General features: G+C 38.7%; 23 protein-coding genes and 2 tRNA genes. 13 read left to right on the forward strand and 12 right to left on the reverse strand.

Annotation, left to right across the window (positions count from 1 at the left end):
• Nucleotide 1: 1 nt before the first annotated feature.
• A complete protein-coding gene (locus ACN9MR_RS02795; RefSeq protein ID WP_426328155.1) occupies nt 2-1,204 on the reverse strand; it encodes an ankyrin repeat domain-containing protein in 1,203 nt (400 codons plus the stop codon).
• Nucleotides 1,205-1,760: 556 nt separating this feature from the next.
• Here ACN9MR_RS02795 and ACN9MR_RS02800 point away from each other — a divergent pair.
• Entirely contained in the window at nt 1,761-3,980 is a 2,220-nt protein-coding gene (locus tag ACN9MR_RS02800; RefSeq protein ID WP_426328156.1) for an NADP-dependent isocitrate dehydrogenase, read from the forward strand.
• 554 nt (nt 3,981-4,534) lie between these two features.
• The gene (locus ACN9MR_RS02805) at nt 4,535-4,942 is read left to right on the forward strand and encodes a hypothetical protein (protein ID WP_426328157.1); all 408 of its coding nucleotides are present in this window, start codon (nt 4,535-4,537) and stop codon (nt 4,940-4,942) included.
• A 148-nt stretch (nt 4,943-5,090) separates the two neighbouring features.
• Here the strand turns inward: ACN9MR_RS02805 and ACN9MR_RS02810 are convergent, their stop codons facing one another.
• The gene (locus tag ACN9MR_RS02810) at nt 5,091-6,914 is read right to left on the reverse strand and encodes a DNA polymerase III subunit gamma/tau (protein ID WP_426328158.1); all 1,824 of its coding nucleotides are present in this window, start codon (nt 6,912-6,914) and stop codon (nt 5,091-5,093) included.
• Nucleotides 6,915-7,050: 136 nt separating this feature from the next.
• Here ACN9MR_RS02810 and ACN9MR_RS02815 point away from each other — a divergent pair, with 136 nt between their 5' ends.
• Nucleotides 7,051-7,797 (forward strand): hypothetical protein, encoded by a 747-nt coding sequence (locus tag ACN9MR_RS02815; RefSeq protein WP_426328159.1) that lies wholly within the window; start codon nt 7,051-7,053, stop codon nt 7,795-7,797.
• Between the two features lie 5 nt (nt 7,798-7,802).
• On the opposite strand, the gene ACN9MR_RS02820 is transcribed toward ACN9MR_RS02815, so the two are convergent.
• Both ACN9MR_RS02820 and ACN9MR_RS02825 read right to left on the reverse strand, forming a co-directional pair.
• Nucleotides 7,803-8,558: a DUF1570 domain-containing protein gene (locus tag ACN9MR_RS02820; RefSeq protein WP_426328160.1), complete on the reverse strand. Its 756-nt coding sequence runs from the start codon at nt 8,556-8,558 to the stop codon at nt 7,803-7,805.
• Between the two features lie 8 nt (nt 8,559-8,566).
• Entirely contained in the window at nt 8,567-9,430 is an 864-nt protein-coding gene (locus ACN9MR_RS02825) for an AraC family transcriptional regulator (RefSeq protein WP_426328161.1), read from the reverse strand.
• A gap of 182 nt (nt 9,431-9,612) precedes the next feature.
• Between ACN9MR_RS02825 and ACN9MR_RS02830 the strand changes: the two genes are divergently transcribed.
• The 4 genes from ACN9MR_RS02830 to rplI all read left to right on the forward strand — a co-directional run bounded on the left by ACN9MR_RS02830 (nt 9,613) and on the right by rplI (nt 11,573).
• Nucleotides 9,613-10,206: a hypothetical protein gene (locus ACN9MR_RS02830; RefSeq protein WP_426328162.1), complete on the forward strand. Its 594-nt coding sequence runs from the start codon at nt 9,613-9,615 to the stop codon at nt 10,204-10,206.
• Nucleotides 10,207-10,497: 291 nt separating this feature from the next.
• The gene (rpsF, locus tag ACN9MR_RS02835; RefSeq protein WP_029277408.1) at nt 10,498-10,854 is read left to right on the forward strand and encodes a 30S ribosomal protein S6; all 357 of its coding nucleotides are present in this window, start codon (nt 10,498-10,500) and stop codon (nt 10,852-10,854) included.
• Nucleotides 10,854-11,117 carry a 30S ribosomal protein S18 gene (gene rpsR, locus ACN9MR_RS02840; protein WP_010599582.1) on the forward strand — a complete coding sequence of 88 codons (264 nt, stop codon included), beginning with the start codon at nt 10,854-10,856 and terminating at the stop codon, nt 11,115-11,117. The genes rpsF and rpsR overlap by 1 nt, the downstream gene beginning before the upstream one ends.
• Nucleotides 11,118-11,129: 12 nt before the next feature.
• Nucleotides 11,130-11,573 carry a 50S ribosomal protein L9 gene (gene rplI / locus ACN9MR_RS02845; RefSeq protein WP_029277406.1) on the forward strand — a complete coding sequence of 148 codons (444 nt, stop codon included), beginning with the start codon at nt 11,130-11,132 and terminating at the stop codon, nt 11,571-11,573.
• Nucleotides 11,574-11,694: 121 nt separating this feature from the next.
• Here the strand turns inward: rplI and ACN9MR_RS02850 are convergent, their stop codons facing one another.
• Both ACN9MR_RS02850 and ACN9MR_RS02855 read right to left on the reverse strand, forming a co-directional pair.
• Nucleotides 11,695-12,393 (reverse strand): SDR family oxidoreductase, encoded by a 699-nt coding sequence (locus ACN9MR_RS02850; protein ID WP_426328163.1) that lies wholly within the window; start codon nt 12,391-12,393, stop codon nt 11,695-11,697.
• Nucleotides 12,394-12,423: 30 nt separating this feature from the next.
• Nucleotides 12,424-13,233, reverse strand: coding sequence for a 3-keto-disaccharide hydrolase (locus tag ACN9MR_RS02855; RefSeq protein WP_426328164.1), 810 nt, complete (start codon nt 13,231-13,233; stop codon nt 12,424-12,426).
• 197 nt (nt 13,234-13,430) lie between these two features.
• On the opposite strand from ACN9MR_RS02855, the gene mtgA reads away from it, so the two are divergent.
• Nucleotides 13,431-14,159 (forward strand): monofunctional biosynthetic peptidoglycan transglycosylase, encoded by a 729-nt coding sequence (gene mtgA / locus ACN9MR_RS02860; RefSeq protein WP_426328165.1) that lies wholly within the window; start codon nt 13,431-13,433, stop codon nt 14,157-14,159.
• A 46-nt stretch (nt 14,160-14,205) separates the two neighbouring features.
• Here the strand turns inward: mtgA and ACN9MR_RS02865 are convergent, their stop codons facing one another.
• From ACN9MR_RS02865 to ACN9MR_RS02875, 3 genes are all read right to left on the reverse strand, one after another.
• Complete coding sequence (locus tag ACN9MR_RS02865; RefSeq protein ID WP_426328166.1) at nt 14,206-16,617, reverse strand: AsmA-like C-terminal region-containing protein; 2,412 nt, start codon at nt 16,615-16,617, stop codon at nt 14,206-14,208.
• A 96-nt stretch (nt 16,618-16,713) separates the two neighbouring features.
• Nucleotides 16,714-17,004, reverse strand: a complete 291-nt coding sequence (locus tag ACN9MR_RS02870; protein WP_426328167.1) for a YciI family protein — start codon at nt 17,002-17,004, stop codon at nt 16,714-16,716.
• 3 nt (nt 17,005-17,007) lie between these two features.
• Nucleotides 17,008-17,487 (reverse strand): ABC transporter ATPase, encoded by a 480-nt coding sequence (locus tag ACN9MR_RS02875; RefSeq protein ID WP_426328168.1) that lies wholly within the window; start codon nt 17,485-17,487, stop codon nt 17,008-17,010.
• Between the two features lie 50 nt (nt 17,488-17,537).
• On the opposite strand from ACN9MR_RS02875, the gene ACN9MR_RS02880 reads away from it, so the two are divergent.
• From ACN9MR_RS02880 to ACN9MR_RS02890, 3 genes are all read left to right on the forward strand, one after another.
• The gene (locus ACN9MR_RS02880) at nt 17,538-18,014 is read left to right on the forward strand and encodes a hypothetical protein (protein ID WP_426328169.1); all 477 of its coding nucleotides are present in this window, start codon (nt 17,538-17,540) and stop codon (nt 18,012-18,014) included.
• A 142-nt stretch (nt 18,015-18,156) separates the two neighbouring features.
• The gene (locus tag ACN9MR_RS02885; protein WP_426328170.1) at nt 18,157-19,794 is read left to right on the forward strand and encodes a TldD/PmbA family protein; all 1,638 of its coding nucleotides are present in this window, start codon (nt 18,157-18,159) and stop codon (nt 19,792-19,794) included.
• 8 nt (nt 19,795-19,802) lie between these two features.
• Nucleotides 19,803-21,140: a TldD/PmbA family protein gene (locus tag ACN9MR_RS02890; protein ID WP_426328171.1), complete on the forward strand. Its 1,338-nt coding sequence runs from the start codon at nt 19,803-19,805 to the stop codon at nt 21,138-21,140.
• Nucleotides 21,141-21,404: 264 nt separating this feature from the next.
• Here the strand turns inward: ACN9MR_RS02890 and ACN9MR_RS02895 are convergent, their stop codons facing one another.
• Nucleotides 21,405-22,193 carry a (Fe-S)-binding protein gene (locus ACN9MR_RS02895; protein WP_426328172.1) on the reverse strand — a complete coding sequence of 263 codons (789 nt, stop codon included), beginning with the start codon at nt 22,191-22,193 and terminating at the stop codon, nt 21,405-21,407.
• A 78-nt stretch (nt 22,194-22,271) separates the two neighbouring features.
• Nucleotides 22,272-23,567, reverse strand: coding sequence for a 4Fe-4S dicluster domain-containing protein (locus ACN9MR_RS02900; RefSeq protein ID WP_426328173.1), 1,296 nt, complete (start codon nt 23,565-23,567; stop codon nt 22,272-22,274).
• Nucleotides 23,568-23,795: 228 nt separating this feature from the next.
• On the opposite strand from ACN9MR_RS02900, the gene ACN9MR_RS02905 reads away from it, so the two are divergent.
• Both ACN9MR_RS02905 and ACN9MR_RS02910 read left to right on the forward strand, forming a co-directional pair.
• Nucleotides 23,796-23,868, forward strand: a tRNA-Phe gene (locus ACN9MR_RS02905).
• A 213-nt stretch (nt 23,869-24,081) separates the two neighbouring features.
• Nucleotides 24,082-24,154 (forward strand) — tRNA-Phe (locus tag ACN9MR_RS02910).
• A 60-nt stretch (nt 24,155-24,214) separates the two neighbouring features.
• Here ACN9MR_RS02910 and ACN9MR_RS02915 read toward each other — a convergent pair.
• Nucleotides 24,215-24,664: an SRPBCC family protein gene (locus ACN9MR_RS02915; protein WP_426328174.1), complete on the reverse strand. Its 450-nt coding sequence runs from the start codon at nt 24,662-24,664 to the stop codon at nt 24,215-24,217.
• Nucleotides 24,665-24,731: the final 67 nt, after the last annotated feature.

Consider the following 24,731-nt stretch of genomic DNA (forward strand, 5'->3'; position numbering starts at 1 on the left):
TTTAGGATTGTTTCATGAGCAGTTCTACAGTTTTTATTTTCAGGTTATCATCAGATGCAAGCATCAATGCGGTTTGATCCTGATCGTTGGTGACAGCGATATCTGCACCGTTTTCGAGCAGGAGCTTTACTTTTCGATAGGTTTCTTTCGCTTTTTCTGCTTCGTAGTTTACATTATAGGCACAAACTTTATGCAGCAGGGTATTCCCTTTATTATCGGCCCTGTTTACATCTACCTGTCCGGTTTCTAAAACAGCCTGTAAAATATCAGCCTGTTTTTCTGCAATGATATCCAATGGTGTTTTATCAGCGCCATACCAGGTACCTGCCTGGTATAAATCGGCACCATCTTCAACCAGTTTTTTAAGAAAGTTGATGCCACTTTCACTGTTCGACATCATCCGCACGTATTCAAATAATAGTGTTTCACCGTTTTTATTAACCTGATCGAAAGCTGGTGAGGCGAAATCACGCAGCGTATCATATATGTTTTCGCTCTGCGAATGTGCTACTGCATAAAAGAAAGCTGAATTTCCATCGCGATCGGTATAATTGGGATCGGCGCCATTTTCGAGTAGATGAGCAATTAAATTTTTCTTGTTGAATTTTATTGCGGTAATTAATGGGCTTTCCTGCACCACATTGCCTTCATTGATATCAACACCCTCGTTAACGAGGATATCGATATATCCTTTAAGCAGATCGGTAGTCTGTTCATCGTTTAGATTATACCTTCGGAAACTGCTTTTCACTACCTGATGGATGTAGTTTTCTTCTGCATTATTTTTGAAGTTAGCTGTGCACCCTGCATTGATACATGCTTTAATCAATGCTAAACTCACCCCGTTTTCGAAGAGATAACTTAATAGTGTTTTAGTGTTAACCTCGTCGTTTAGGTTGTCGAAATGAGTAATAAATTCATTAAAAAATGCAATATCTTCATTGTCATTACCAAGGTTGCGGACAATAGCCTGAAAAATGCTTTTGTCAAAACTGTCGAATTCATAAATGTCGGTTTCGATGGTTTTGTCCTTTAGCATCATATTCAGAATTTCATACTGTTTCTCTCTCACTAGATTGTCAAAAATTGACGACTTATGATGTTCCTGAATGTTTTTAGAAAGTTTTTCGCCGTTATGCATCATGCTTTTAGCCTCGTCGAATTTGCGGGCATTTAACTGTTGATCTAAGGTAGGTTCGGTCATTTCAATTAAAAAGTTTAAAATAGATATATGGTTTTGACACTACAAAAGTTTAGCCAAAGAAATGGTTCACAAAAAAATATTGGGGTGTTGCACTCAAGACAGATAAAACCATACCTTATTATTATGATATGGTTTTTTTTGAAAAGCAATTGCAGTATTCCATCGGTTAATTTCTTCCTGCTCTACCTCCTGCCATGAAAAATGGCATCCGTTCGATCAGGTTTAGTTTAGTTAGTTCTGTGCAATCAGGTTGGGTTTCCGTACCACGATCCTAAGTTTATAGCCCTGATCCCAGCGAACATCACGATTTGTTGGGATAAAGCGTAGCGCAGGAAAGATTTTAATAAATGCAAATGACCTTGCGCTCCAAAACAAATTCCGTCATTAACATTTTACTCGTTATCTGCAATTAATGATACAAACCATGCCATAAATAACATTGCGATGTTCCTTAAGTCATTCGATTATTTTATCTTTAGGCGATTTTAAAAAGATCGGTTTACAAACCTGGAAACCGATTGAATAGTTAACCTTAATAAGCAAAATCAATATAAACATGTCAAATACATCAAAAATTATCTACACCAAAACCGATGAGGCGCCTATGTTGGCAACCTACTCACTTTTACCTATCGTACAAGCTTTTACCGCATCAGCAGGTATTGATGTAGAAACCAGAGATATTTCTTTAGCAGGAAGAATTTTGGCAAACTTTCCTGAGTATTTAAAAGACGATCAAAAAATTGGTGATGCTTTAGCAGAGCTTGGTGCCTTGGCTACCACTCCTGAAGCGAACATTATCAAATTACCAAATATTTCTGCTTCTATTCCGCAATTGGTAGGTGCAATTACTGAACTACAGGCGCAGGGTTTTGCCATTCCAAATTATCCTGATAATGCACAGAGCGATGAAGAAAAAGCAATTAAAGCTAAATATGCAAAAGTTTTAGGTTCGGCGGTAAATCCGGTTTTACGTGAAGGTAACTCTGATCGTAGAGCACCTAAAGCGGTTAAAAATTATGCTAAACAGAACCCACATTCGATGGGTAAATGGTCGGCAGATTCGAAAACCAAAGTGGTGAGTATGTCTGAAGGCGATTTTTATGGTTCGGAGAAATCTACAACTGTTGCTGAAGCAAGCCAGTTTAAAATAGAATTTGTAGCTGCTGATGGTACGGTAACCGAGTTAAAAGGTTTATCGCCATTAAAAGCAGGAGAGGTGATTGATAGTTCTGCATTGAGTTTATCGGCATTGAAAACTTTTGTAGCCAAAGAAATTGCTGAAGCTAAGGCCCAGGGCGTTTTATTATCTGCACACTTAAAAGCAACGATGATGAAGGTTTCAGATCCGATTATTTTCGGTGCCATTGTTGAAGTTTACTTTGCAGATGTGTTTACCAAATATGCCGATCTTTTCAAAGAACTGAACATCGATACCAGAAATGGTTTAGGAGATGTATATGCGAAAATTGCAGGTAATCCTAAACAGGCTGAAGTTGAAGCTGCTTTGGCGCAGGCCATAGAAAACGGACCTGCTTTGGCTATGGTAAATTCTGATAAAGGAATTACCAACCTACATGTGCCAAGTGATGTGATTGTTGATGCTTCGATGCCGGCAATGATCCGTACTTCAGGACAGATGTGGAACAAAGAAGGTAAAGCACAGGATACGATCGCTTTAATTCCAGACCGTTCTTATGCTGGTGTTTATACTGCAACCATTGATGACTGTAAAGCAAATGGTGCTTTTGATGTGACTACCATTGGTTCGGTACCAAATGTGGGTTTAATGGCTCAAAAAGCTGAAGAATATGGTTCGCATGATAAAACTTTCCAAGCTACTGGTGTAGGAATTATCCGTGTTACCGATGCTGATGGTAAAGTATTTTTCGATCAGAAAGTAGAAAAAGGCGATATCTTCCGCATGTGCCAAACCAAAGATGCCCCGATTCAGGATTGGGTAAAATTAGCAGTTAACAGGGCGCGTTTATCAGAAACTCCTGCCGTTTTCTGGTTAGATGAAAACAGGGCGCACGATAGAGAAATCATCGCTAAGGTGAACAAATATTTAAAAGACCACGACACTACAGGTTTAGATATCCGTATTCTTGCACCAATTGAAGCCACTAAATTTACTTTGGAGCGTATCCGCAAAGGTTTAGATACCATTTCGGTTACCGGTAACGTATTGCGTGATTATTTAACAGATTTATTCCCGATTTTAGAATTAGGAACCTCTGCTAAAATGTTATCGATCGTGCCTTTAATGAACGGTGGTGGTTTATTCGAAACCGGTGCTGGTGGTTCTGCCCCAAAACATATTGAGCAGTTTATTGAAGAAGGTTATTTACGTTGGGACTCACTCGGCGAGTTTTTAGCACTTCAGGCTTCTTTAGAGCATTTATCTCAAACACAGAACAATGTAAAAGCACAGGTACTGGCTGATGCTTTGGATGAGGCAAACGCAAAATTTTTGGCAACGGATAAATCTCCAGGCAGAAAATTGGGTACTATCGATAACCGTGGTTCTCACTTCTACTTGGCTTTATATTGGGCTGAAGCTTTAGCTGCGCAAACTAAGGATGTCGATCTGAAAGCTAGATTTGCGCCGTTGGCTAAAACTTTGTTAGAAAATGAAGCCAAAATCAATGAAGAGTTGATCGGTTCGCAAGGTAAACCTCAAAACATTGGCGGTTACTATAACCCTAATGACGAACTGGCAAGCAAGGCCATGCGTCCGAGCGAAACATTAAATACTTCTTTGGCTTCTTTGTAAGCTAAATTTGAGTTGTCAACTTTAATATGCTTCTAGTACGGAAGTTGACAACTCTTAAAATATTTGGCGTCCCGATATAAAAATCAGGACGCTTTTTTATGGCTTGACGTTGTTAGATTTATAGTCATTTTGCTAGGAGGTTTGACGAGTCTTTTTATTTTGGAAAGCAAATGCAGAAGCTTTTAGGTTATAGCAGTCCCGCTCCCGCTTCTGCTCCCGATGAAGGATCGGTAGCATCCCGCTATGATCGGGTTTAGGTGGCTTATTGAGTGATACTATTTACGGATTTTCCCGGTCAGTGTCCACTAATTTCATAAGGTCGTGCTCTCCTAGACCGAAATGACCTTAACAGGTAATTTTTTGCGTGAGGGATAGCAACGGAAAGCCCACAGCCCTCCCGATATAAAATCGGGATTCATCGGGCGAGGACTTGAAGTGTATAGCCCGACCCTTGCGTAGCTTGGGGCACGCCCAAATAATAAAATTATTTTGTCAGAGAAAAACCTTATCTATACCACTTTGTTATAACCTTATAAATTAAAGGAGACCATACCATGGCAATTAACGAGAATAAAGGATCGCAGGATAAAATACACAGTACCACAGAAAATAGCGAAATCAATAAAGAGAATCTTGCTTATGATGAAAATAAGCAGAGTTACGAACTCGATGTAAGAGGCACAGATAAAGATTACGACCACCCGATGGGATATGAAACGGTTGCTGCTGGTGCCAAAGATGATGATTCTACCTATGATGAAGCGAATCCTTATATTGGCGATGAATATGCACGCAATGAAGAAATTGCTGAAGATAACCTGGAAGAATTAGGCATGCACGTAGATAATGGGGAGAGTGTTAAACTCAATCCTGAAGACGAAATCCTTGCGCGCACACCCGAAGACAACCGCGATGATTTAGATGAAGAAGGTTATCCGATTAACGATACGCCCCAAAAATAGTCAATAGATCACTGTCGTGAGGATAGTTATTTGACGAAACAATCATAATAGGAAAAGCAGGGTTATACATTTGCAATGATGCGTAATCCTGCTTTTTGTTTAGTAATTTTTAACCTAATAAGTATTGTTCAGTTATCCAATATGGAATTTACGGATTAACATCTAAATTAAATCTCCTGCGCAATTCGTCAAGCTTTGGATTTTTGTTTACCAGGTAATCATACTTTTCGCGGTTGCCATAAAGCCTGTTTTCAATTTTACGTTCAACAAGTTTATAGGTAACCTCTACACCAAAATTGCTAAGTTCGTTTCTCAAAAAGTTCAACAGCTCAACAGATTCTTGTTGTACAAGGTGTTCTTGTGTTTTACTTTCTACCGAAATTTCGATTAACTCAGGATTTAAAAGCGTAGGCGCGAAATTATTTAAGATGGTAAAAAGATTGATTTTATCGGCCGCCTTCATTTTTTGAGTAAAGGCATTCCACACTTCCAGTAAGCGGTCGTAACTAAAAGGTTCTCTGGCTTCGCCTGTAACTTTTTTTGGCCCTTTATCATCATCTTCCTGTGCAACTCGGTTCAGATCATTTAACGATGGAATGAGTGTGCTTATCGCATTGGACTTTGGGATATTGATGCTGATGGAAGTTGCAGATGGTGGCGGACCAACCTTGGGTGCTTCCTTTGGTTTTTCTTCTGCAGGAATGTTAGGTGAAATAGCAGTTTTAACAATAGGCGCTACGGCTTGGACCGTATTTTCGCTTTCTGCTTTTGGCTTTGGTGTTTCTGCCTGTCCGGCTACGACATTAGTTTTTTTTTTATCCTGATCTACGTCAGTTGCTGTGTTACTAGGGCTTAAAGGCTGTTGTGCTAAATTGACGACCGACCGGATATGGCACATTTTAATCAGCGCCAGCTCTACCTGTAAACGTTGGTTTTTAGAATTCTTGTAATTTAGATCGCAGGTATTGGCCAGGTTTAGTGCTGTTAGCAAGAAGGATAATTCTGTTTGCCTGCACTGATCCAGATATTTTTGTTTGATGTTTTCGCTAACTTCTAAAAGTTTAATGGTCGATGCATCTTTACCCACCAATAAATTACGGAAGTGAGTAGCAAGGCCATTTATAAAGTTATTGCCGTCGAAACCGTTATTTAAAATTTCGTCGAACAGGAGTAGGGTTTGGCTAACTTCTGCTGCGGTTAAATAAGAGGTAAGCTTGAAAAAATAATCGTAATCTAAAATATTAAGGTTATCGATTACAGCTTTATAAGTAATGTTCTTGTTTGCATAACTTGCAATCTGATCGAACATCGAAAGTGCATCACGCAATCCGCCATCTGCTTTTTGGGCAATAATATGCAAACCATCGCTTTCGAAAGCAATATTTTCACGTTGGGCAATGGTTGACAGGTGACTGGCTATATCTTCTACCTGGATACGGTTGAAATCAAAAATCTGGCAACGCGATAAAATGGTTGGTAGGATTTTATGTTTCTCGGTGGTAGCAAGGATAAAAATAGCATAAGAAGGTGGTTCTTCCAATGTTTTCAAAAAGGCATTAAATGCACTCTGCGATAACATATGAACCTCATCAATGATATATATCTTATATTTTCCTGCTTGTGGCGGTATTCTAACCTGCTCAATTAAGCTACGGATATCATCAACAGAGTTGTTTGAAGCTGCGTCTAATTCGTGAACGTTAAAAGAATGCCCATTCTGGAAAGAAAGACAATTGTCGCATTGGCCACAGGCTTCCATTTCTGCTGTAGGATTGGTACAGTTAATGGTTTTTGCAAGGATACGTGCACAGGTTGTTTTACCCACGCCACGAGGCCCGCAGAATAAAAATGCCTGGGCAAGTTGATTGTTTTTAATGGCGTTTTTTAACGTACCGGTAATGTGCTGCTGGCCAACAACGGTTTCGAAGGTGGCTGGGCGGTATTTACGGGCAGAAACGATAAAATTTTCCATCGGCACGAAAATAGGAAAAATTTAGGTGTTGTAAGATTGAAAAGTTGGAATGTGGAAAAGTTGAAATGCCTAAATGATTTGTAAAACATTGCGTAACATTTAATGATAAAATTAATCTAATCGTAAAGATTTATAAATGAGGGTATTAATTTTTATTAACGCGATATTGTTTTCTGTTACGGGTGTTTCAATGGCACAGGTCGATACTATAAATGCACAAAACCATAAATTGGTGATGAGCAATCTGAAAGAGGGAAAAACAAGTTATCTTGTTTATATGACAGATTCTCTTGAAACGAAACGGACCGTAGGAGATATATGGGAAAGAACAACTGCTTTTAAAAAAAGAGATAAAAATGAAGTGATAGAATTTGATTGGAAATGGCTTCACAACGATTCCCTTTTGGCCACGATAACGAATATCTGCGATCGAAAAACAATGTCTCCAATTTATCATTATGCCAGTTATAAACGTAGGGGTGTTTTTGCTTATGATTATAAAAATGGCCTGATGCAACCATCAGATACCGTGAAAAATAATGATGCAATCAAAAAAGGTCTGGTTAAATTGGATATTCCGATCATTTCGTGGGAGCAGGATTTAGAAACTTACCCATTATTGCCAATTAAAAAGGTTGGCCAGCAGTTTGATATTTCATTTTTTGATCCCAATGAAAAATCAGCAAGCTACCATCGTTATGAAGTGGTTGGCAAAGATAATTTGAAATTGAATGCAGATATAACAGCTAATTGCTGGCTGCTTAAAATTAATTACAGCCAAGACAGTTATGCCATTTTCTGGCTAACCGAGAAATCAAAAGAGGTGATTAAAATGAAAGAATATTATAAAGGTAACTATCGTATAAAAGTTAAGCAATATTGATCATATTAATGATGCAGGTTGTAAAACAGTTTATAATTTGCTTCAAATGCATTAAAGCTGCCGTAAGTAAGTTCTATGGCTTTTTCAGTATCATAGCCCTGCGAAGTTAGCTTGATGATATTTTTTAATGCCGTAGTGCTTTTGTTTTTAACAAAATAATAGATCATACTATAGGCTGTATTATAATTGTCGTCAATCCCATGTCCGTAAAAAGTACCATCGTAGATCCTGAAAAAAGTTTTTAATCTGTCGGTATCCTTAAAAGCTAAACCCGCCTTTATACTTTTAATCCGGTTGCTTTGTGGGTAGGAGTATAAATTTCCTTCACTGTCAAAATCTAAAGTTTCGAAAAACTCAGCAAGGCCCTCATTTAACCATTTTGGCGCTTTTTGATAATTGAACTGGAAAATACTATGACTGGCCTCATGCAATGCCACGGGAATGAAATCGCCACTTTTCATGATAAAAGCCTGGTTTATTGCAGGGATGTAGAAGCCTGTTGATGATGGCGCGTTGTATTTGTTTTTTTCTATACGGTAATCTTTTGATTTTCCATAAAGGTTAATTTTAACAGGAACAGTAATGTTATTACTGGTTTCGAAAATCTCGTTGCAGAACATGCGTTCGTAAGCAATCAGTTTCTCTATCTTCTTTTGCTCGGTTTCGCTTATTTTGCAGTTTACTAAATTAATGTCAACATATTGAGCATATAGGGATGAGCTGATGACGTTTAAGAGTATTAATAGTAGGGATTTGTTCATGCTCATTTTTATTTAATAAGCGACTTAAGCTCATGCCTATATTCTGATGCACTTTTGCCCGTAAACTCCTTAAACAGTTTATTAAAATGACTAAAGTTGTTAAAACCGCTTTCGTAAGAAATATTGGCAATACTGATGGGTTTTTCGGCCAGAAGTTTTGAAGCATGTACTACCCTGTATTCATTTACAAAATGGGTAAAGGTTTTTTTGGTGATTTTTTTAAAGTATCGGCAAAAGGAAGGAACGGTCATGCTCGACATTTCTGCAATGTGCTGCAAACTGATCTGATCCTGAAAATGGTCTTTTACATAGTTAAAGATCATATTAATGCGGTCGTTATCCTGCACCTGCATTTCCATAGAAAACCCGTCGGCATTTAAAATTTTATAATCTTTGGCATGTTCAAGTTCTTTTAAAACGCTGAGCAGGGTTAAAAGCCTATCGAATGGAGGCTGATCGTCCATCATTTCGATCCGGTCGCCTACCATACTCTTGGTTTCGCTGCCAAATGCGATTCCGGCCTTTGCTTTATCAAAAAGCTCATGGATTCCTTTTATTTCCTGCAGGCCTAAAAAAGTGGTGCCCAAAAAATCGGGCTTCATCTGGATTACCGTTTCGTTTTTGTTTCCCGTATTGGTATCGGTAAAGCCACAATGGGGGAGGTTGCTGCCAATCAGGATCAGATCGCCATCGGTATAATAAGAAACGTGACTGCCGATCTGCCTTTTTCCGGCACCGCCATTTACAAATACCATTTCGATTTCAGGATGGTAATGCCAGAGGTGCGCCATGTTATTGGCGTTTTCTACATATTTTGAATAATAGAATGAACTCCCGAAAGAGGGTTCAACAACCTCGAAACTTGGCTTCATTACTTTCTAATTTATTGCACTAAAATACATAAAAAATATGCTTTATTATAGCTTATAATAAAATACCCCTGTAATTGGGGTAATATAGCATAGATATTGGAAAATATGCAATCGCCTATATCTCAGTTACCTCCATACCTTAGTGGTGTCATATAATTATTAACCCCTTAAAAATATTGGTTATGAAAAAGTTCTTAAAAATCGGTTTAATAGCAGCCTCACTTTTTACTGCTACGGGTGTTCACGCTAACGATGATAATTTTACATTAAAAGTAAAAGGCGAAAAAGAAAAGTTTATCCGTTTTTCTGTAGATAAGGCAGAAGACGTTAATCTGTCACTGATCGGTGCAGATGAGGAAGTTTTATTTGAAGAAAATATCCATGCTTCAGCTTTCTCAAGTAAGGTTTATGATTTAAATGCACTTCCTGATGGAAACTATATACTTAAAGTAGAGTCTGACTTAAAATTGGCTAAATATACAGTAACCATTAAAGATGGTGAGGCACTTGTGTCTGAACCAAAAGTATCTAACATATTTAAACCGGTTTATACTAAAAATGATCAGGTAATTACCCTTAATCTGGATAACCTGGATAAAAATCCGATCGAAGTTAAAGTATACAACGAATACAATGATGAGGTTTACAACGAAGTATTTAAAGATAAAACGCAGTTAACAAAAAAATTCAATATCAGCAAAACAGATTCTAAAGAGTTGACCTTTGTGGTGACGTATAAAGAAGAGAGTTTTGTTAAAACGATACAAACTTATTAAACATTACAGCTAATTGATATGGGGAGATTGTCGGATAGATAGTCTCCCTTTTTTTGTTTGTAAGATTAGATGTGGGATATGCGACATGAGATTTGTGCCGCCAGAATCGTGATGAGGTAGATGTGTCGCGATCATTTTTCTGTGTTTCGTTTTATTATGTAACTTTTTCTTTCTTGATTGCTTGCGATTCTTCTTTTTCTAATTAATCATTTGATTTTAAGAAATATATTGTTACTTTTGCATCCCCGTAATATACCTCGGGATTAAAAATTAAAAACATAATTTATAACAATGAATCAGTACGAAACTGTTATCGTTCTAACCCCTTTGTTATCAGAAGAAGTTGCTAAAGAGGCATTAGCCAAATACAAAGCAATCCTTGTTGATAACGGAGCCGAAATTGTCCAAGAGGATAATTGGGGTTTGAGAAAATTAGCGTATCCAATTGAGAAAAAATCAAACGGATTCTTCAACTTAACTGAATACAAATCTTCAGGTGATTTGATCGCAAAATTAGAGCTTGAATTAAAACGCGATGAGCGTGTGTTACGTTTCTTAACAATCCGTTTAGACAAACACGCTGTTGCTTACAATGAGAAAAAGCGTAGTGGTGCTTTTAACAAAAAAACTAAGGAGGTTGCAGCGTAATGGCAAGAGAACAAATACAATACGTAACTGCCCCTAAAGTAGAGGATAACCGTAAAAAATATTGCCGTTTCAAGAAAAACGGAATTAAATACATCGATTACAAGGATGCAAATTTCTTGTTGAAATTTATTAACGATCAAGGTAAATTATTACCACGCCGTTTAACTGGTACTTCGTTAAAATTCCAACGTAAAGTGGCTCAGGCAGTTAAACGTGCCCGTCACATCGGTTTGTTACCTTTCGTTGCTGATCAATTAAAATAGGAGGCTAGAGATATGGAAATTATTTTAAAACAAGATATTAAAGGCCTTGGTGAAAAAGATGATGTAGTTACAGTAAAGCCAGGTTATGGCCGTAACTATTTAATCCCTCAAGGATTTGGAGCATTGGCTACTTCTTCTGCTAAAAAAGTTTTAGCAGAAAACTTAAAGCAAGCTGCTTTTAAACAAGATAAAATTAAGAAAGATGCTGAAGGTGTTGCTGAGCGTTTAACTGATGTTAAACTTTCAATCGGTGCTAAAGCAGGCGAAAGCGGAAAAATCTTCGGAGCGGTTAACACCATCCAGATTGCTGAAGCATTGAAAGCACAAGGCTTTGATGTAGACCGTCGTCGTATTACTTTCGAAACTGAACCTAAATTTGTTGGCGAATATGTTGCTAACTTAAACTTACACAAAGAAGTTAAAGTTCAGGTTCCTTTTGAAGTAGTTGCTGAATAAGCATTCTTTAAAGAATCAAAAAAAGGTCGCGATGAAAATCGGGACCTTTTTTTATGGAAGATGGATGATTTAATAAGGGATATGGTAAAATGGTATCCCTTATTAAATCATCCAATATTTATTACCCTTTCGGCGTGGTTGGCCTGATTTCTACCTTACTTGGCAAAGTTCTTGCCGGCATGGCCAATAAATCAACAATTAGTTTACCCATATCTTCTGGCTGTATTTTCCAGGCATCATCTTCCGCATTGGGCTGATGATCGTTAAAATGACTAGCTACCGATCCAGGCATAATGGTGCTCACCTTTACGCCATATTTTCTTAAATCGAGCATAACCGACTGCGTAAAACCTGTTAAACCAAATTTACTGGCATTGTAAGCTGATCCACCCGCAAAAAAGTTTGTGCCTGCTAAGCTAGAAATGGTAAAGATATGTCCCTTGTTCTTTTTGATTTCTTCAACACTAGCTTTAATGCTGTAAAAAACACCTGTTAAATTGGTGTCGATGGTTTCTTTCCATAAATCGATGTCCAGCTCGTCAATGGGTGCAAAATGCCCCACGCCAGCGTTGGCGATGAGTATATCCAATTGTCCCCATTTTTCGAGGATCAGGTTTACTGCATCTTGCTGGGATTTAAAATCTGCAACATCTGCTTCAATGGCCAATACATCACCGTGTGTTACCAAATGTGATGCCGCCTGGTTTGCGCTGGCAATTGTCCTGCTGGTAATGGCTACTTTATAACCTTCTTTTAAAAGGGCTTCGGCAATACCGAAACCAATTCCTTTACTTCCTCCTGTAATTAATGCAACTTTCATGTTCTTGTAACGTATAGTATCGAAAAATGTTTAATTAGATTTTTTGTTGTTATGGTGCGGAAGTTCCATAATCTGAATATCTTTAAAATCCACTGGCTGTCCTTCACTTTGTAAAGCAATAAAGCCTTGGGTAAGTGCTTTTCCATCGATTTTAATTTTCGGATCGAAACGATTAGCTACGCCTCCACCAATTTGTGGCTTGTTATACTGCAATACGGTATCACCATTAATAATATGTTTTACTATCGAATCGCCCATAACAATAAGCTCGGCAGATACCCACTGGTCGCCATCGTATGTTTTTGATTTCGAATCCAGGCAATGGCCAGGGAACTTACTGCCATTGTAAAAAATCTCCGTGCCTGGTGAGCACATATTTCCGGTAGGGCGGGGACGGCCATCACTCAAACCGCCTAAAAACTGCATCTCAATCGAAATTGGCCAATCCTGTTCTTTAGGCATGGTTTTGGGATCTTGAGAATGGAACATCACCCCACTGTTTCGCAGTGTATAACTTGGTGCACCCTTTTGCAGCTCGCCAACAAAACGGTATTTTAATTTTAAGTGGTAATAAGAGAAAGGCGTTTTGTAATAAAGATGACCAAACTGATCATTGAAATCGCCATACTGGTCATATCGAACCTGTATAGTCCCATCTTCAACCCTAAAGGTATTTCCGTAGTTTACATTGTAATCGTGATGGTGGATTTTAACGTTCCAATCTTTAATGTCTTTTCCATTAAAAAGTGTAATCCACTTTTCTGATCGGTTATTGATGTTTTTGGTTGTACTGCAGCTCCATAAGGTAACGGCAAGAAGAAAATAACCCAGTTTTTTCATTTGGTTAATTTTGTTTTTCGGTTTGTTTAAAAAATCTGAATCACAAAATACATAAACAAAGTGATTTTAATGTGCATTAAGGGTTTACAACGAGAATTTTGCATTTTAGCTTTATTTTTTGATGACAAAATATATTTTCCGCATTATTCCCTTCTCCTGCACTTCCCATCTTCCATCCCTTTAATTACCTTTGCGCCATGGCTAAAACGCGGACAAACAGAACCAAAAGCAAAGCAAAACACCCCCTTCTAAAAAAGATTACCAATATTGCTACCAAAGTATTTTTATATTTTCTGCTGGTTTCTGTGTTTTGGGTAATCGCCCTGCGTTTTATCAATCCACCTATTACACTTTTAATGGTACTGCGGAACATTGAGCGTAAAGCAGATGGAAAGCCTTTTAAAACAGAGAAAAAATGGGTGAAGTTCGAAGATATGTCTGATAACATGAAAAGGGCTGCGGTATCTGCCGAAGATCAGCTCTTTTTAAAACATATCGGTTTTGATATGAAAGCCATTGAAAAAGCTTTTGCCAGTAATGCCAAAGGGAAAAAGGTAAAGGGTGGAAGTACGATTTCGCAACAAACAGCTAAAAACGTTTTCTTGTGGCCTGGCCGGTCGTGGATAAGAAAAGGCTTTGAAGCTTATTTTACTTTACTCATCGAACTGTTTTGGAGCAAAGAAAGAATATTGGAAGTTTACCTGAACGTAATCGAAATGGGCGATGGGATTTATGGCGCCGAGGCCGCCTCCCAGGAGTATTATGGTAAATCCTGTACAAAACTGACCAGGAAACAGGCCGCTTTAATTGCTTCCTGTTTTCCAAACCCCAGAAGGTGGACGCCCAAAAATGCAACCCCATACATCAGGCACCGCCAATACCTGATTTTAAGAAATATGAATAGGTTAGGGCCGCTAGATTTTTAGTCGATAGTCTTCAGTCCATTTACCGACTAAGAACTTTGGACTAAAACTAGTCGTGATCCTTATTCCACCTGATTTTTATTCCACCTTTTTCGTCGTCTACAGCTTTTAGGTGCAATACGATGCCACGCATACGGGCTTCTCTTTTTTCTGATCTGGTTAGGTTTTCATCACCTTTGGGGTTTCTCAGCGGAATGTCCATCTCTACATTTGTGCCATTTCCTAAAGCGTAAGTGCCTTTTACGTTAAAGTTTAATGCGCTGGAGTTTATCTGCATCGGACTGATTTCTACTTTATCGCCATGCACGGTAAGTGTTCCATCAAGATTTTTGATTTCTACGTTTGATAAGTTCCTGTTGGCAAAAGCAAATTTTCCGACCTTAACCATCGGGTCGAAATTAACCAATGCGGCATTGTTCAGGTTGAACACCACTTTGCCATTAATAGATCGGGGAAGAATTTTTCCGGTGTGCGATATCCTTCCGGAAATGTTAACCAGCGATGATAAATAACCTTTTAAATTCTTGTTGGTAATGGTGTTCTGCCCGAAGTTATCAAATGAATAAAAGAAATCCTTAACGCTTACATGGCTGATCTTTGAATTGATTTTAAAGCTATTTGAGGCGGCTTCCTGCATAATATTTCCATTTAGCGATAACTGACCACCCGCATGGGCCACACTTATTTTGTTGAAGAAAATACCCCCACCACGCAAAGAAATGTCGGCATCGAGGTTTTTGGCCAGAAAATTATCATAAATGGCTTTATCAACGGTTAAACGGATATTCATTTTCGAAAGCTCCAGCACATTGCTCAGCTCTTTGGAAACCACCTGTTTGTTTCCGTTCGATTTTTTCTTCGCTGTTCTTGGTCCTAAGAAGGGTAAAAACTCCTTTAGGTAGAGCTGTGGGCTCGACATTTTTAAGTTCACCAATATTTTTTCGGGAGCAGTATAATACAGATTGGCAAAGTTGGCAATGCTACAGCTTACATTAAGCTCACTTTTACCCAATTGGAAATGCCCGTTCTGTATAGATAAATCGTTTTGGTTAAAGTTGATGTTTAAGGCACTTTTTACCAGATGAAGCCTACGAGGGATGTAAAGTATATCGGCATCGGCAATCTGTATTTTACCTGAAACAACAGGTTTGGTAAACCTGAAATTATCAATATCCGCCTTACAGTAAAGCCTTAAGTTGGCCGTTCCGTTTTTAAACTCAAAATCGTTCGTGCCTAATGAATTGTTTAAATTGGATAGGGGAAATTGAGAGGTTACCAATCCGGTGGCAATCGGACGCGATAAATTATTCACCGTGAAAGTGTCGATTTTAAGCGGTGCATTAAAGTATTTTGCCGTTAGCCTGTGGAACTTGATAGATGAATTTTCATCGCCAATAATACCACCAACGGTATCCCGATTGGTAAAGGAACCATCAAAATTACAGGCCGTTAATTTACCTGCTGGAATAGAAACTACATTATCCCTTACTGTTATACCCACTTTGATTAAGGGATCTCCGTATTTCCCTGATCCGTCATCAACAATATTTCCCCTGATGTTGATCGGTTTTTCTATCCCGAACTTTAAGAGCTTTGAGGAGATATTAGGCGATAAGAGTAAGGCAACATCTCTGAATAAAATATCATCAACAGCTATGCTAATGGCAAAAGCAGATTTGGCAAGATCTATTTTAGCGCCTATCTTAAAGGGGTGTCCTCCGATCTTCAATATTTCTGGGCTTAATATTACTGCATCCAATTCACGACTGTAATGTGCATTTAATGTCCCATCAAGCGTCTTGTCCTTCAAAAAGCTTCCTTTTCGGGTATTAAAGGCGAAACTGTTTACTTTCGTCATTAACTTGATTTTACCTGTCCAGCCGCTATCAGGGTATTCCATTCTGCCCTGGACCTGGTCAATATCGAAATTGAATAACTTAAATCTCTTTTTGTTATCTAATATCAGGCTTACCTTATTAAAATCTATTTTTTTGACTTCTAATGCGGAAGATTTTGGAGAAGATTTTTTCTCGTTTTTCGATTTGCTTTTAAAAATACTGGTGTTGCTATAACCAGAAGAATCGGTATAGATATAAATAGCTGCATTGTTAATAGCAATCTGTTTAATGTTAATGTTACCCACAATAAGCGAAAGTACGTTTAGCGATACATCTATATCCTGCGCTTTTAAAAGATCGTGTTTATGTTGGTTCCATAAACTATCTCTCAGTAAAACACCGTTTAAGGATACAGAAACTCCGGGAAAACTTTTCAGGAGTGTTGGCTCCATGCTTGTAGCAGTAATTTTTCCGTTTAAATTTCTATTGAGTTGTGATAAGATAGAAGCGAGTACTTCTTTTTTATTTCTACTAATGTAAAATGCTCCTGCCAGCCAGGTGAGAATAATCAGCACAACAATAACCGATACAATTTTTAAAGAGATTTTGAGCCAGCGCTTCATAGACATTATTTGATTTAACCAATATAATGTTTTTTGCTAGTTAATTGTTTGAGCAGTAGTGAAAATAATGTAGAATATCACTACTGGTTTTAAAAATTATTTTCCTAAAAGTGATTCGAGATCTGGGTGATATTGTGAGGTTAAGAATTGTGTAATGGTGAAATCGGCCAGTCGGTTGATGTAAAATGGATCTTCCATCAGGATTTTTTTCAAAACTTCTTCATCTTCTGCCAGGGCTAAGATAATTCCACCGGTACGTGGTACTTTTCGGCCCGAAGCTACAAATGTATGCTGATCGTAGTATTTTCTTAAAAATTGAACATGCGCCTCCATATGTTCATCCAGCTCTTCTAATGGAACAATATATTTAAGATCTACAATAAACATGTTTTATAGTAAATGGGCAAAAACAGTAGAATGCCAGCTATTTTGAAAAGGTACTTCCCATTTGTTATTCAGTTCTGCCAGGTTTTGAACCATATTGTTAAACACAATAGTTTCTGGTGTAACCTGTTTGATATTGACCAAAGTTTCAAAATCTTCTTTGCTGTTTACCACAACTTCTCCATTTACTTTATAGGCAATGTTGAAACGGTTAAAAAGATCTACATGGTATTCCTGTTCAATTTCTTTAATTAAACGAACAGAACTATCAATAGAGCAACCGGTAACACCCGCCTGACTTTCGTCGACCGTTAGGATAATGAAAAAGCCATAGCGTATTTCTGCTTTTGCAAGCAATTCATTTCCATGTGCTTTCCACTGGTTAGTAAAAACTGCTAATTTGTTTAAGATCTCACTTTCTTCAGTAGAAGTAAATTTGCGATCGCTTTGGTATATCCAAACTCTTGATTGTGGAGAAAAACTCATATACAAATTTATGATTTTAATTAAATTGGTGTGTTTAAAACGCTAACCTGATGAAAAAGTTTACACTCTGCTTGAAAATATCCCTTCTTTCGGCTTTTTGTATGTTTTTATGTGCTTTTTCCGACCCCGAAACCATAGCACAGTCAATCAATTTTCTTCAAAAAACATTTACCGATCATTACGATAACAGCCAGGAAAGCGACCAGGTAAAGCGTTATGAGCTAAATGTTACCAACAATGGCTTTTGCCGTTACAAGCGTTATTTTAATAACGGTAAAACAGAGTATTTCGCATTTAAGCTGTCGAAATTTAAAGATATGGACTATTATGGTACAACCACTTCGGGTAAACTGTATATCCATACCAAAGGTGACGACGTAATTGTGCAGACCTATAAAGATAGAGGAGGTGATGTAGATTCGATGGCTACGCAACTGGTTATTCCGTTAAAAAATATGGAAGCTGAAGACTTAAACCTGATCCGTGATAATTTGAATAAAATAAATGCGACGGTTTCCACTCCATAGAAACTGTTATTTTATGATGATCTTGCTGGTTTAACCATTTCTCTAATAAAATTCTCAATTTACTATAGTTAGATCTTGGATTTGTGAATTTCGGAAAATAAGTTAAAACACTTATATTCAGTCAACTTAAAACAATCTCATCTTGAAACGTAGAAACTTTATTTATTTAACCGGAGTAGGAGCTGCTGCGGCAATGCTTCCTGCTATCCCGGTTTTTGGGAAAGAGATTTCCCCCGAGCAGACTTTAGAGTATATTGATCCTGCCGCTAAAAAAATCATGTCGGATGTGGCCTTAAATGCGGCACGCTCCAAAGGTGCAACTTACACTGATGTGCGTGTAGGCAGGTACCTTAACCAATATGTCGTTACACGCGAGGATAAAGTAGAGAATATTGTAAATACCGAATCGTATGGGATTGGTATCAGGGTAATTTCGAATGGCAGTTGGGGATTTGCCGCAACCGACAAAATGGATAAAGATAGTATTGCTAAGGCAGCCGAACTGGCGGTAACTATTGCCAAAGAAAATGCCCGTTTGTTAAGAGAGCCTGTAAAGCTGGCGCCACAAAAAGGATATGGTGAGGTAAGCTGGAAAGCGCCGATTGAGAAAAATGCTTTTGAGGTACCCGTAAAAGAAAAGGTAGATTTATTGCTGGCGGTGAACGATGCAGCTATGAAAGGAGGTGCAGATTACATTAATTCCATCTTATTTGCAGTAAATGAACAGAAATATTTTGCGTCAACTGATGGTTCATATATCGACCAGGATATCCACCGCATCTGGCCTACTTTTTTTATCACTAAAATAGATAAGGCAACAGGTAAGTTCGAAACCAGAAATGCACTGAGTGCCCCTACAGGTAAAGGCTACGAATATTTAAATGCAAGACCACAAGATAAAATCCAAACGGCTTCAGGCACGCTTTACAAAGGTAGGTATGATATGCTTGAAGATGCCACACAGGGAGCAAGACAGGTAGGCGAAAAGATGAAGGCTAAATCGGTAGAGCCAGGTAAATATGATCTGGTATTGGATCCTTCACATTTATGGTTAACTATTCACGAATCGTGCGGTCACCCAACCGAGCTTGATCGCGTATTGGGTTACGAGGCCAATTATGCAGGAACCAGTTTTCTAACCTTGGATAAGTGGGAATCTAAAAAATTTAATTATGGTAGCAAGGAAGTTAATATTACTGCCGATAAAACCGAAATCGGATCGTTAGGAGCTGTAGGTTATGATGATGAAGGTGTAAAATGCGGGAAATGGGATGTGATTAAAGATGGTATACTGGTAAATTATCAGGCCATCAGAGATCAGGCGCATATATTAGGGTTAAATGCTTCACAAGGCTGTTGTTATGCCGATAACTGGAGCAGTGTTCAGTTTCAGCGTATGGCCAACATTTCCCTGCAGCCAGGCAAGGCCAAATTGAGTATAGCCGATCAGATCAAAAATGTTGAAAAAGGTATTTACATCGTTGGCGATGGCTCTTTTTCTATCGATCAGCAACGGTATAACTTTCAGTTCGGCGGCCAGCTTTATTATGAAATTAAAGAAGGCAAAATCGCAGGCATGCTTAAAGATGTAGCTTACCAGGCAAATACCCAGGAGTTCTGGAATTCGTGCGTGGCCATCTGCGATGAAAGCGATTATCGTTTAGGAGGCTCCTTTTTCGATGGTAAAGGCCAGCCTGGTCAGGTGAGTGCTGTATCCCACGGATCGGCAACCACACGTTTTAATAAAGTTAATGTTATCAACACCGCTAGAAAAATCTGATAGAAATTATGCCAATCTTAACAAAAGCAGAAGCAAAGGCACTTTTAACTAAAGTACTTTCTTACTCTAAAGCAGAACAATGTGAAGTAAACCTGAATTGCTCAGATAGCGGTAATATAAGGTACGCCCGAAATGCGGTATCAACCAGTGGAGGAATAAGCGCCAACAGCCTGGTAGTTAGTTCTGCCTTCGGGAAAAAACTGGGTACGGCCACTATAAATGAATTTGATGATGCCTCGCTGGAAAAAGTGGTGCGCAGGGCAGAAGAACTTGCCCAGCTGGCACCCGAAAATCCTGAATTTATGCCTTTTCTCGGTCCGCAGGAATATGGTGCCGATTCACCAACGTTTTCTCCGGCTACGGCAGCCGTTACCCCAAAAGACAGAGCTGATGCAGTACAGGCCAGTTTAAAGCAGGCTATGGACAGCAAGATGAATGCTGCAGGGTTTTTATCCAACAGTATAGGCTGTTCGGCAATGATGAACAGTAAAGGTTTATTTGCCTACAATACTTCAACCGATGTAGCTTTTAATATTACTGTAAGAACTGATGATGGTAAAGGATCTGGTTATGCCACCAGGGGATACAATGATTTTAGTAAGCTCAACGCAAAAGCCGATACGGCTATAGCAGCCAAAAAGGCCATGTCGTCGGTAACAGCAAAAGCCATTGAGCCAGGAAAATATACTGTTATTTTAGAACCGACTGCGGTAGCGGTAATGCTGGAAAACCTATTTTTTTCGATGGATGCCAGACAGGCCGATGAAGGGCGGAGCTTTATGAGCAAAACCGGAGGTAAGACAAAATTGGGAGAACAGCTGGTGGATGAAAGAGTAAATATTTATTCAGACCCATGGAATCCTGAACTGCCAACCGCAACATGGTCTGGAGATGGAAGGCCACAGCAGAAAGTAAACTGGATAGAAAAAGGAGTAGTTAAAAATTTATACAGCTCGAGATATTGGGCGCAGAAAACCGGGATTAAAGCGATACCCTACCCCGGTGGCGCCATTATGAAAGGCGGAACGAAAACGCTGGAGGAGTTGATCAAAGGAACAGAAAAGGGTATATTGGTTACACGTTTATGGTACATCCGCACGGTAGATCCACAAACCCTTTTGTTAACAGGACTGACCAGAGATGGTACTTTTTACATCGAAAATGGAGAGATCAAGTTTCCCGTTAAAAATTTCCGTTTCAACGAAAGCCCGATTATTATGTTGAACAACCTGGATGAAATCGGAATAGCCGAAAGAACAGTCAGTGCAGAATCGGAAGCCAACTATCTGTTGCCGCCATTAAGGATAAGGGATTTTACTTTCACCTCTTTATCTGATGCGGTATAAAGAATTATATCATATCGTCATTGCGAGAAGGCTTTTTCAGCCGACGAAGCAATCTTACAACGATCGCTATTAGCATCAGTATTAAGATTGCTTCGTCGTTTCTCCTTGCAGTGACGACCCTTTTTATTTAAATCTGTCAATGGTAGCTTGTCAAAGGATCTGTTTAATTACAGATTTAGCGTTTCGACAGGCTCAACGTGACAGATCGAATAGAAATTAATGCTTATGATACTGCTTTTTATTAAGTTAATCTAAAAACGATCGTTACAGGCCGTTTGCCCTTGCTGTAATCTCAGCAATATCCAATACCTTAACTTTCTGTTCTTTATCTTTTAGTTTAATACCGTCGCTTAGCATGGTCATACAGAACGGGCAACCTGCTGCAATAACCTGTGGGTTGGTTTCTAAAGCCTCATCAATGCGTTCTACATTGATATCTTTATTTCCCTTTTCTGGTTCTTTAAACATCTGTGCGCCTCCGGCACCGCAGCATAAGCCATTACTTTTGCAGCGTTTCATTTCTACCAATTGTGCATCAAGTACCTCTAAGGCTTTTCTCGGAGCTTCGTAAATCCCATTTCCACGCCCCAAATAACATGGATCGTGATAGGTAATCTTTTTTCCTTTGAAACTCTCGCCACCCTCAGCTTTTAATTTGCCCTCGTTAATTAAATCCTGTATCAATTGCGTATGGTGGATCACTTCGTAAGTGCCGCCTAAACCCGGATATTCATTTTTAATGGTATTGAAGCAATGCGGACAGCCAGTTACAATTTTTTTGATATTGTAGGCATTCAATACCTCAATATTAGTCATTGCCTGCATCTGGAAAAGGAATTCATTACCAGCCCTTTTAGCAGGATCTCCGGTGCAGCTTTCTTCTGTTCCTAAAACAGCGTATTTTATACCTACATGATGTAAGATCTTGCAAATGTCGCGGGTAATTTTCTGTGCTCTTTCATCGTAACTTCCAGCACAGCCAACCCAAAATAATATTTCCGGTTCTTCACCTGCGGCCATTAACTCGGCCATTGTAGGGACTTTAAATTCCATTTGTCTAGTATCAAGTATCAAGTATCAAGACCTGATGTAATTATTATTTTAATTCAATGCCAACAAAACTGTTAATTGCTAACTTTCTTGCGCCCAGTTAAAACGATCGGCTGGAGAGTATTTCCATGGTGCCTGGTTATTCTCAATATTTCCCATCATTGCATTAATACTTCCTGGTGCCTGCGACTCTTCCATTACCGCAAAGCGGCGAAGCTCCATAATAATCTGTAATGGATCGATATTTACCGGACAGGCCTCTACACAGGCGTTACAGCTCGTGCAAGCCCAAATTTCTTCTCTGCTAATATAATCATCCAATAAAGATTTTCCATCCTGATGTTCAGCGCCGTGCTTATCAATATTTTGGCCCACTTCGGTAATGCGGTCGCGGGTATCCATCATGATTTTTCGTGGCGATAAAAGTTTGCCTGTAATATTTGCCGGGCATACCGAGGTGCATCTTCCGCATTCGGTACAGGTGTACGCATTCATAAGGTTTACCCAGCTTAAGTCGGTTACATCTTTGGCGCCAAATTTACCGGGTGCGGTTTCTGCCGGAACAAAAGAAGGATCGAGCATGGCTTTCACCTCATTGGTAACCGAGGCCATATTGGTAAATTCGCCTTTAGGCTCCAAATTAGAAAAGTAGGTGTTTGGAAAGGCAAAAAGAATATGAAAATGTTTCGAATAAGGCAGGTAATTTAAGAAGGCCAGAATACCTATAATGTGAAACCACCAGCAGCTGCGCTCTAAGATAACCAAGGCACTTTCTGATGATGGCAGGATATTAATTAAATATTGACTCACCGGAAATGCACCGGCATTAACATAATGGCTGGCACCCAAAAGCTGTAATTTTGCATCTGCTGCATTCATTAACAAGAAGGCGCTCATTAATAAAATCTCGGTAATGAGGATGTAATTGGCATCAGATTTTGGCCAGCTTTTCATCTCAACACCACTAAAGCGTTTAAGTTTTAAGATATTTCTGCGCACAAGAAAAATAGCGCACGAAACCCAAACCGTAAAAGCCAGAATTTCGAATGAACCGATCAGGAAATTATATAAACTACCCAAACCATTAAAAATACGGTGTGTGCCGAATAGACCATCGATCATAATCTCCAATACTTCAATGTTAATGATCACGAAACCGATGTAAACAAAAAAGTGGAGAAAGGCGGGGATAGGGCGGACAACCATTTTAGATTGGCCAAAAGCCACACGAAGCATGGTCATTAATCTTTTTTGCGGCTGATCTTGTCGATCTACCGGTTTCCCTAAACGGATATTGCGAATTATTTTACGCAGGTTAACTGTAAACAGCGCAATTGCTGCAAGTGTAAGTACTAGAAAAAGGATCTGTGCTACCATGCAATATTAGATTGTTACGCTAAATTAGGATATTAATCTAAATAAATTGCTATGCATGCATAAAAAAAATAATAAAATTGTTTGTTTGTACTCATTCTAAGCAAAGATTAAGACTTGTTTTAAGAAAAGTGAAAAATTAATTAATTGATAATCAGAGCAACAATGAAATAATTGAAAAAAAGTTTTGCTTTTGAAAAAAGAACGCTACATTTGCAATCCCAAACGGATGGTGCCATAGCTCAGTCGGTAGAGCAAAGGACTGAAAATCCTTGTGTCCCTGGTTCGAATCCAGGTGGCACCACTTCCAAAAGCCTTTCAGAAATGAGAGGCTTTTTTGGTTTTATACCATTTTAACGATAAAGTTTAGGAAATAAAAATATTTTTTTTATACATTTTCCTGCTTATCAGAAAGATAGCTTTACCAAGAATGTATCCGAAGAAAAAAACTGAATAAAATCTAAAATCCTTTTTTGGATTTGAAAAAAAGAATACTACATTTGCAATCCCAAAAGGGGGTGCCATAGCTCAGTCGGTAGAGCAAAGGACTGAAAATCCTTGTGTCCCTGGTTCGAATCCAGGTGGCACCACTTAAAAATAAAAGCCTTACAGAAATGTAAGGCTTTTTTACGTTTTGAAGTAGCGTTTGTTTACGTCTCTACATGATATTCGCTTCGTTTTTCAGCTATTTCTTTAACCTTATCCAGTGCTTTTGGCCAGGTTTTTTCGAAATAATCTCTCCAATCATCGTTAATGCCCATGTCGATAAGCAGTTCTGTCTTTCCATCTCTTTCATTGAGGGTATAATTCTCGAGTGTTTCGCCCCAATCCCCGCTGAAATCTTCCTTGCCGTCTTTTATTTCACCAAGGTGTTTGATAGACATGTACCGGTTCGGGATATTGTCTTGAATGACAGCTACCATTCCATCCCCGTTTTCACCCAGAAACAGGGCCTTGCTTCCTTTTTGCCAATCGGTTTCTACACGCGATCCTTCCATAAAAACAGCTGTCCATTTGGGGTAGGTTTCTACGCCAAACAACGCATCCCAAACTTTTTCTGCTGTGGCGTTAATTGTGGTTTTAAATTCGATCTTTTCCATGGTTCCTGGTTTTTAAATCAGCTAATTTAGTATAACAAATTTGCACAGGATTTGATTGACTTAAGCG

This window comes from Pedobacter sp. R-06 (assembly GCF_049913135.1).
GTDB lineage: Bacteria > Bacteroidota > Bacteroidia > Sphingobacteriales > Sphingobacteriaceae > Pedobacter.

Bases quoted from the DNA above. Each gene is read 5' to 3' on its own strand.
- ACN9MR_RS02795 (WP_426328155.1), bottom strand. From the start codon at position 1,204: ATGACCGAACCTACCTTAGATCAACAGTTAAATGCCCGCAAATTCGAC.
- ACN9MR_RS02800 (WP_426328156.1), top strand. From the start codon at position 1,761: ATGTCAAATACATCAAAAATTATCTACACCAAAACCGATGAGGCGCCT.
- ACN9MR_RS02805 (WP_426328157.1), top strand. From the start codon at position 4,535: ATGGCAATTAACGAGAATAAAGGATCGCAGGATAAAATACACAGTACC.
- ACN9MR_RS02810 (WP_426328158.1), bottom strand. From the start codon at position 6,914: ATGGAAAATTTTATCGTTTCTGCCCGTAAATACCGCCCAGCCACCTTC.
- ACN9MR_RS02815 (WP_426328159.1), top strand. From the start codon at position 7,051: ATGAGGGTATTAATTTTTATTAACGCGATATTGTTTTCTGTTACGGGT.
- ACN9MR_RS02820 (WP_426328160.1), bottom strand. From the start codon at position 8,558: ATGAACAAATCCCTACTATTAATACTCTTAAACGTCATCAGCTCATCC.
- ACN9MR_RS02825 (WP_426328161.1), bottom strand. From the start codon at position 9,430: ATGAAGCCAAGTTTCGAGGTTGTTGAACCCTCTTTCGGGAGTTCATTC.
- ACN9MR_RS02830 (WP_426328162.1), top strand. From the start codon at position 9,613: ATGAAAAAGTTCTTAAAAATCGGTTTAATAGCAGCCTCACTTTTTACT.
- rpsF (WP_029277408.1), top strand. From the start codon at position 10,498: ATGAATCAGTACGAAACTGTTATCGTTCTAACCCCTTTGTTATCAGAA.
- rpsR (WP_010599582.1), top strand. From the start codon at position 10,854: ATGGCAAGAGAACAAATACAATACGTAACTGCCCCTAAAGTAGAGGAT.
- rplI (WP_029277406.1), top strand. From the start codon at position 11,130: ATGGAAATTATTTTAAAACAAGATATTAAAGGCCTTGGTGAAAAAGAT.
- ACN9MR_RS02850 (WP_426328163.1), bottom strand. From the start codon at position 12,393: ATGAAAGTTGCATTAATTACAGGAGGAAGTAAAGGAATTGGTTTCGGT.
- ACN9MR_RS02855 (WP_426328164.1), bottom strand. From the start codon at position 13,233: ATGAAAAAACTGGGTTATTTTCTTCTTGCCGTTACCTTATGGAGCTGC.
- mtgA (WP_426328165.1), top strand. From the start codon at position 13,431: ATGGCTAAAACGCGGACAAACAGAACCAAAAGCAAAGCAAAACACCCC.
- ACN9MR_RS02865 (WP_426328166.1), bottom strand. From the start codon at position 16,617: ATGAAGCGCTGGCTCAAAATCTCTTTAAAAATTGTATCGGTTATTGTT.
- ACN9MR_RS02870 (WP_426328167.1), bottom strand. From the start codon at position 17,004: ATGTTTATTGTAGATCTTAAATATATTGTTCCATTAGAAGAGCTGGAT.
- ACN9MR_RS02875 (WP_426328168.1), bottom strand. From the start codon at position 17,487: ATGAGTTTTTCTCCACAATCAAGAGTTTGGATATACCAAAGCGATCGC.
- ACN9MR_RS02880 (WP_426328169.1), top strand. From the start codon at position 17,538: ATGAAAAAGTTTACACTCTGCTTGAAAATATCCCTTCTTTCGGCTTTT.
- ACN9MR_RS02890 (WP_426328171.1), top strand. From the start codon at position 19,803: ATGCCAATCTTAACAAAAGCAGAAGCAAAGGCACTTTTAACTAAAGTA.
- ACN9MR_RS02895 (WP_426328172.1), bottom strand. From the start codon at position 22,193: ATGGAATTTAAAGTCCCTACAATGGCCGAGTTAATGGCCGCAGGTGAA.
- ACN9MR_RS02900 (WP_426328173.1), bottom strand. From the start codon at position 23,567: ATGGTAGCACAGATCCTTTTTCTAGTACTTACACTTGCAGCAATTGCG.
- ACN9MR_RS02915 (WP_426328174.1), bottom strand. From the start codon at position 24,664: ATGGAAAAGATCGAATTTAAAACCACAATTAACGCCACAGCAGAAAAA.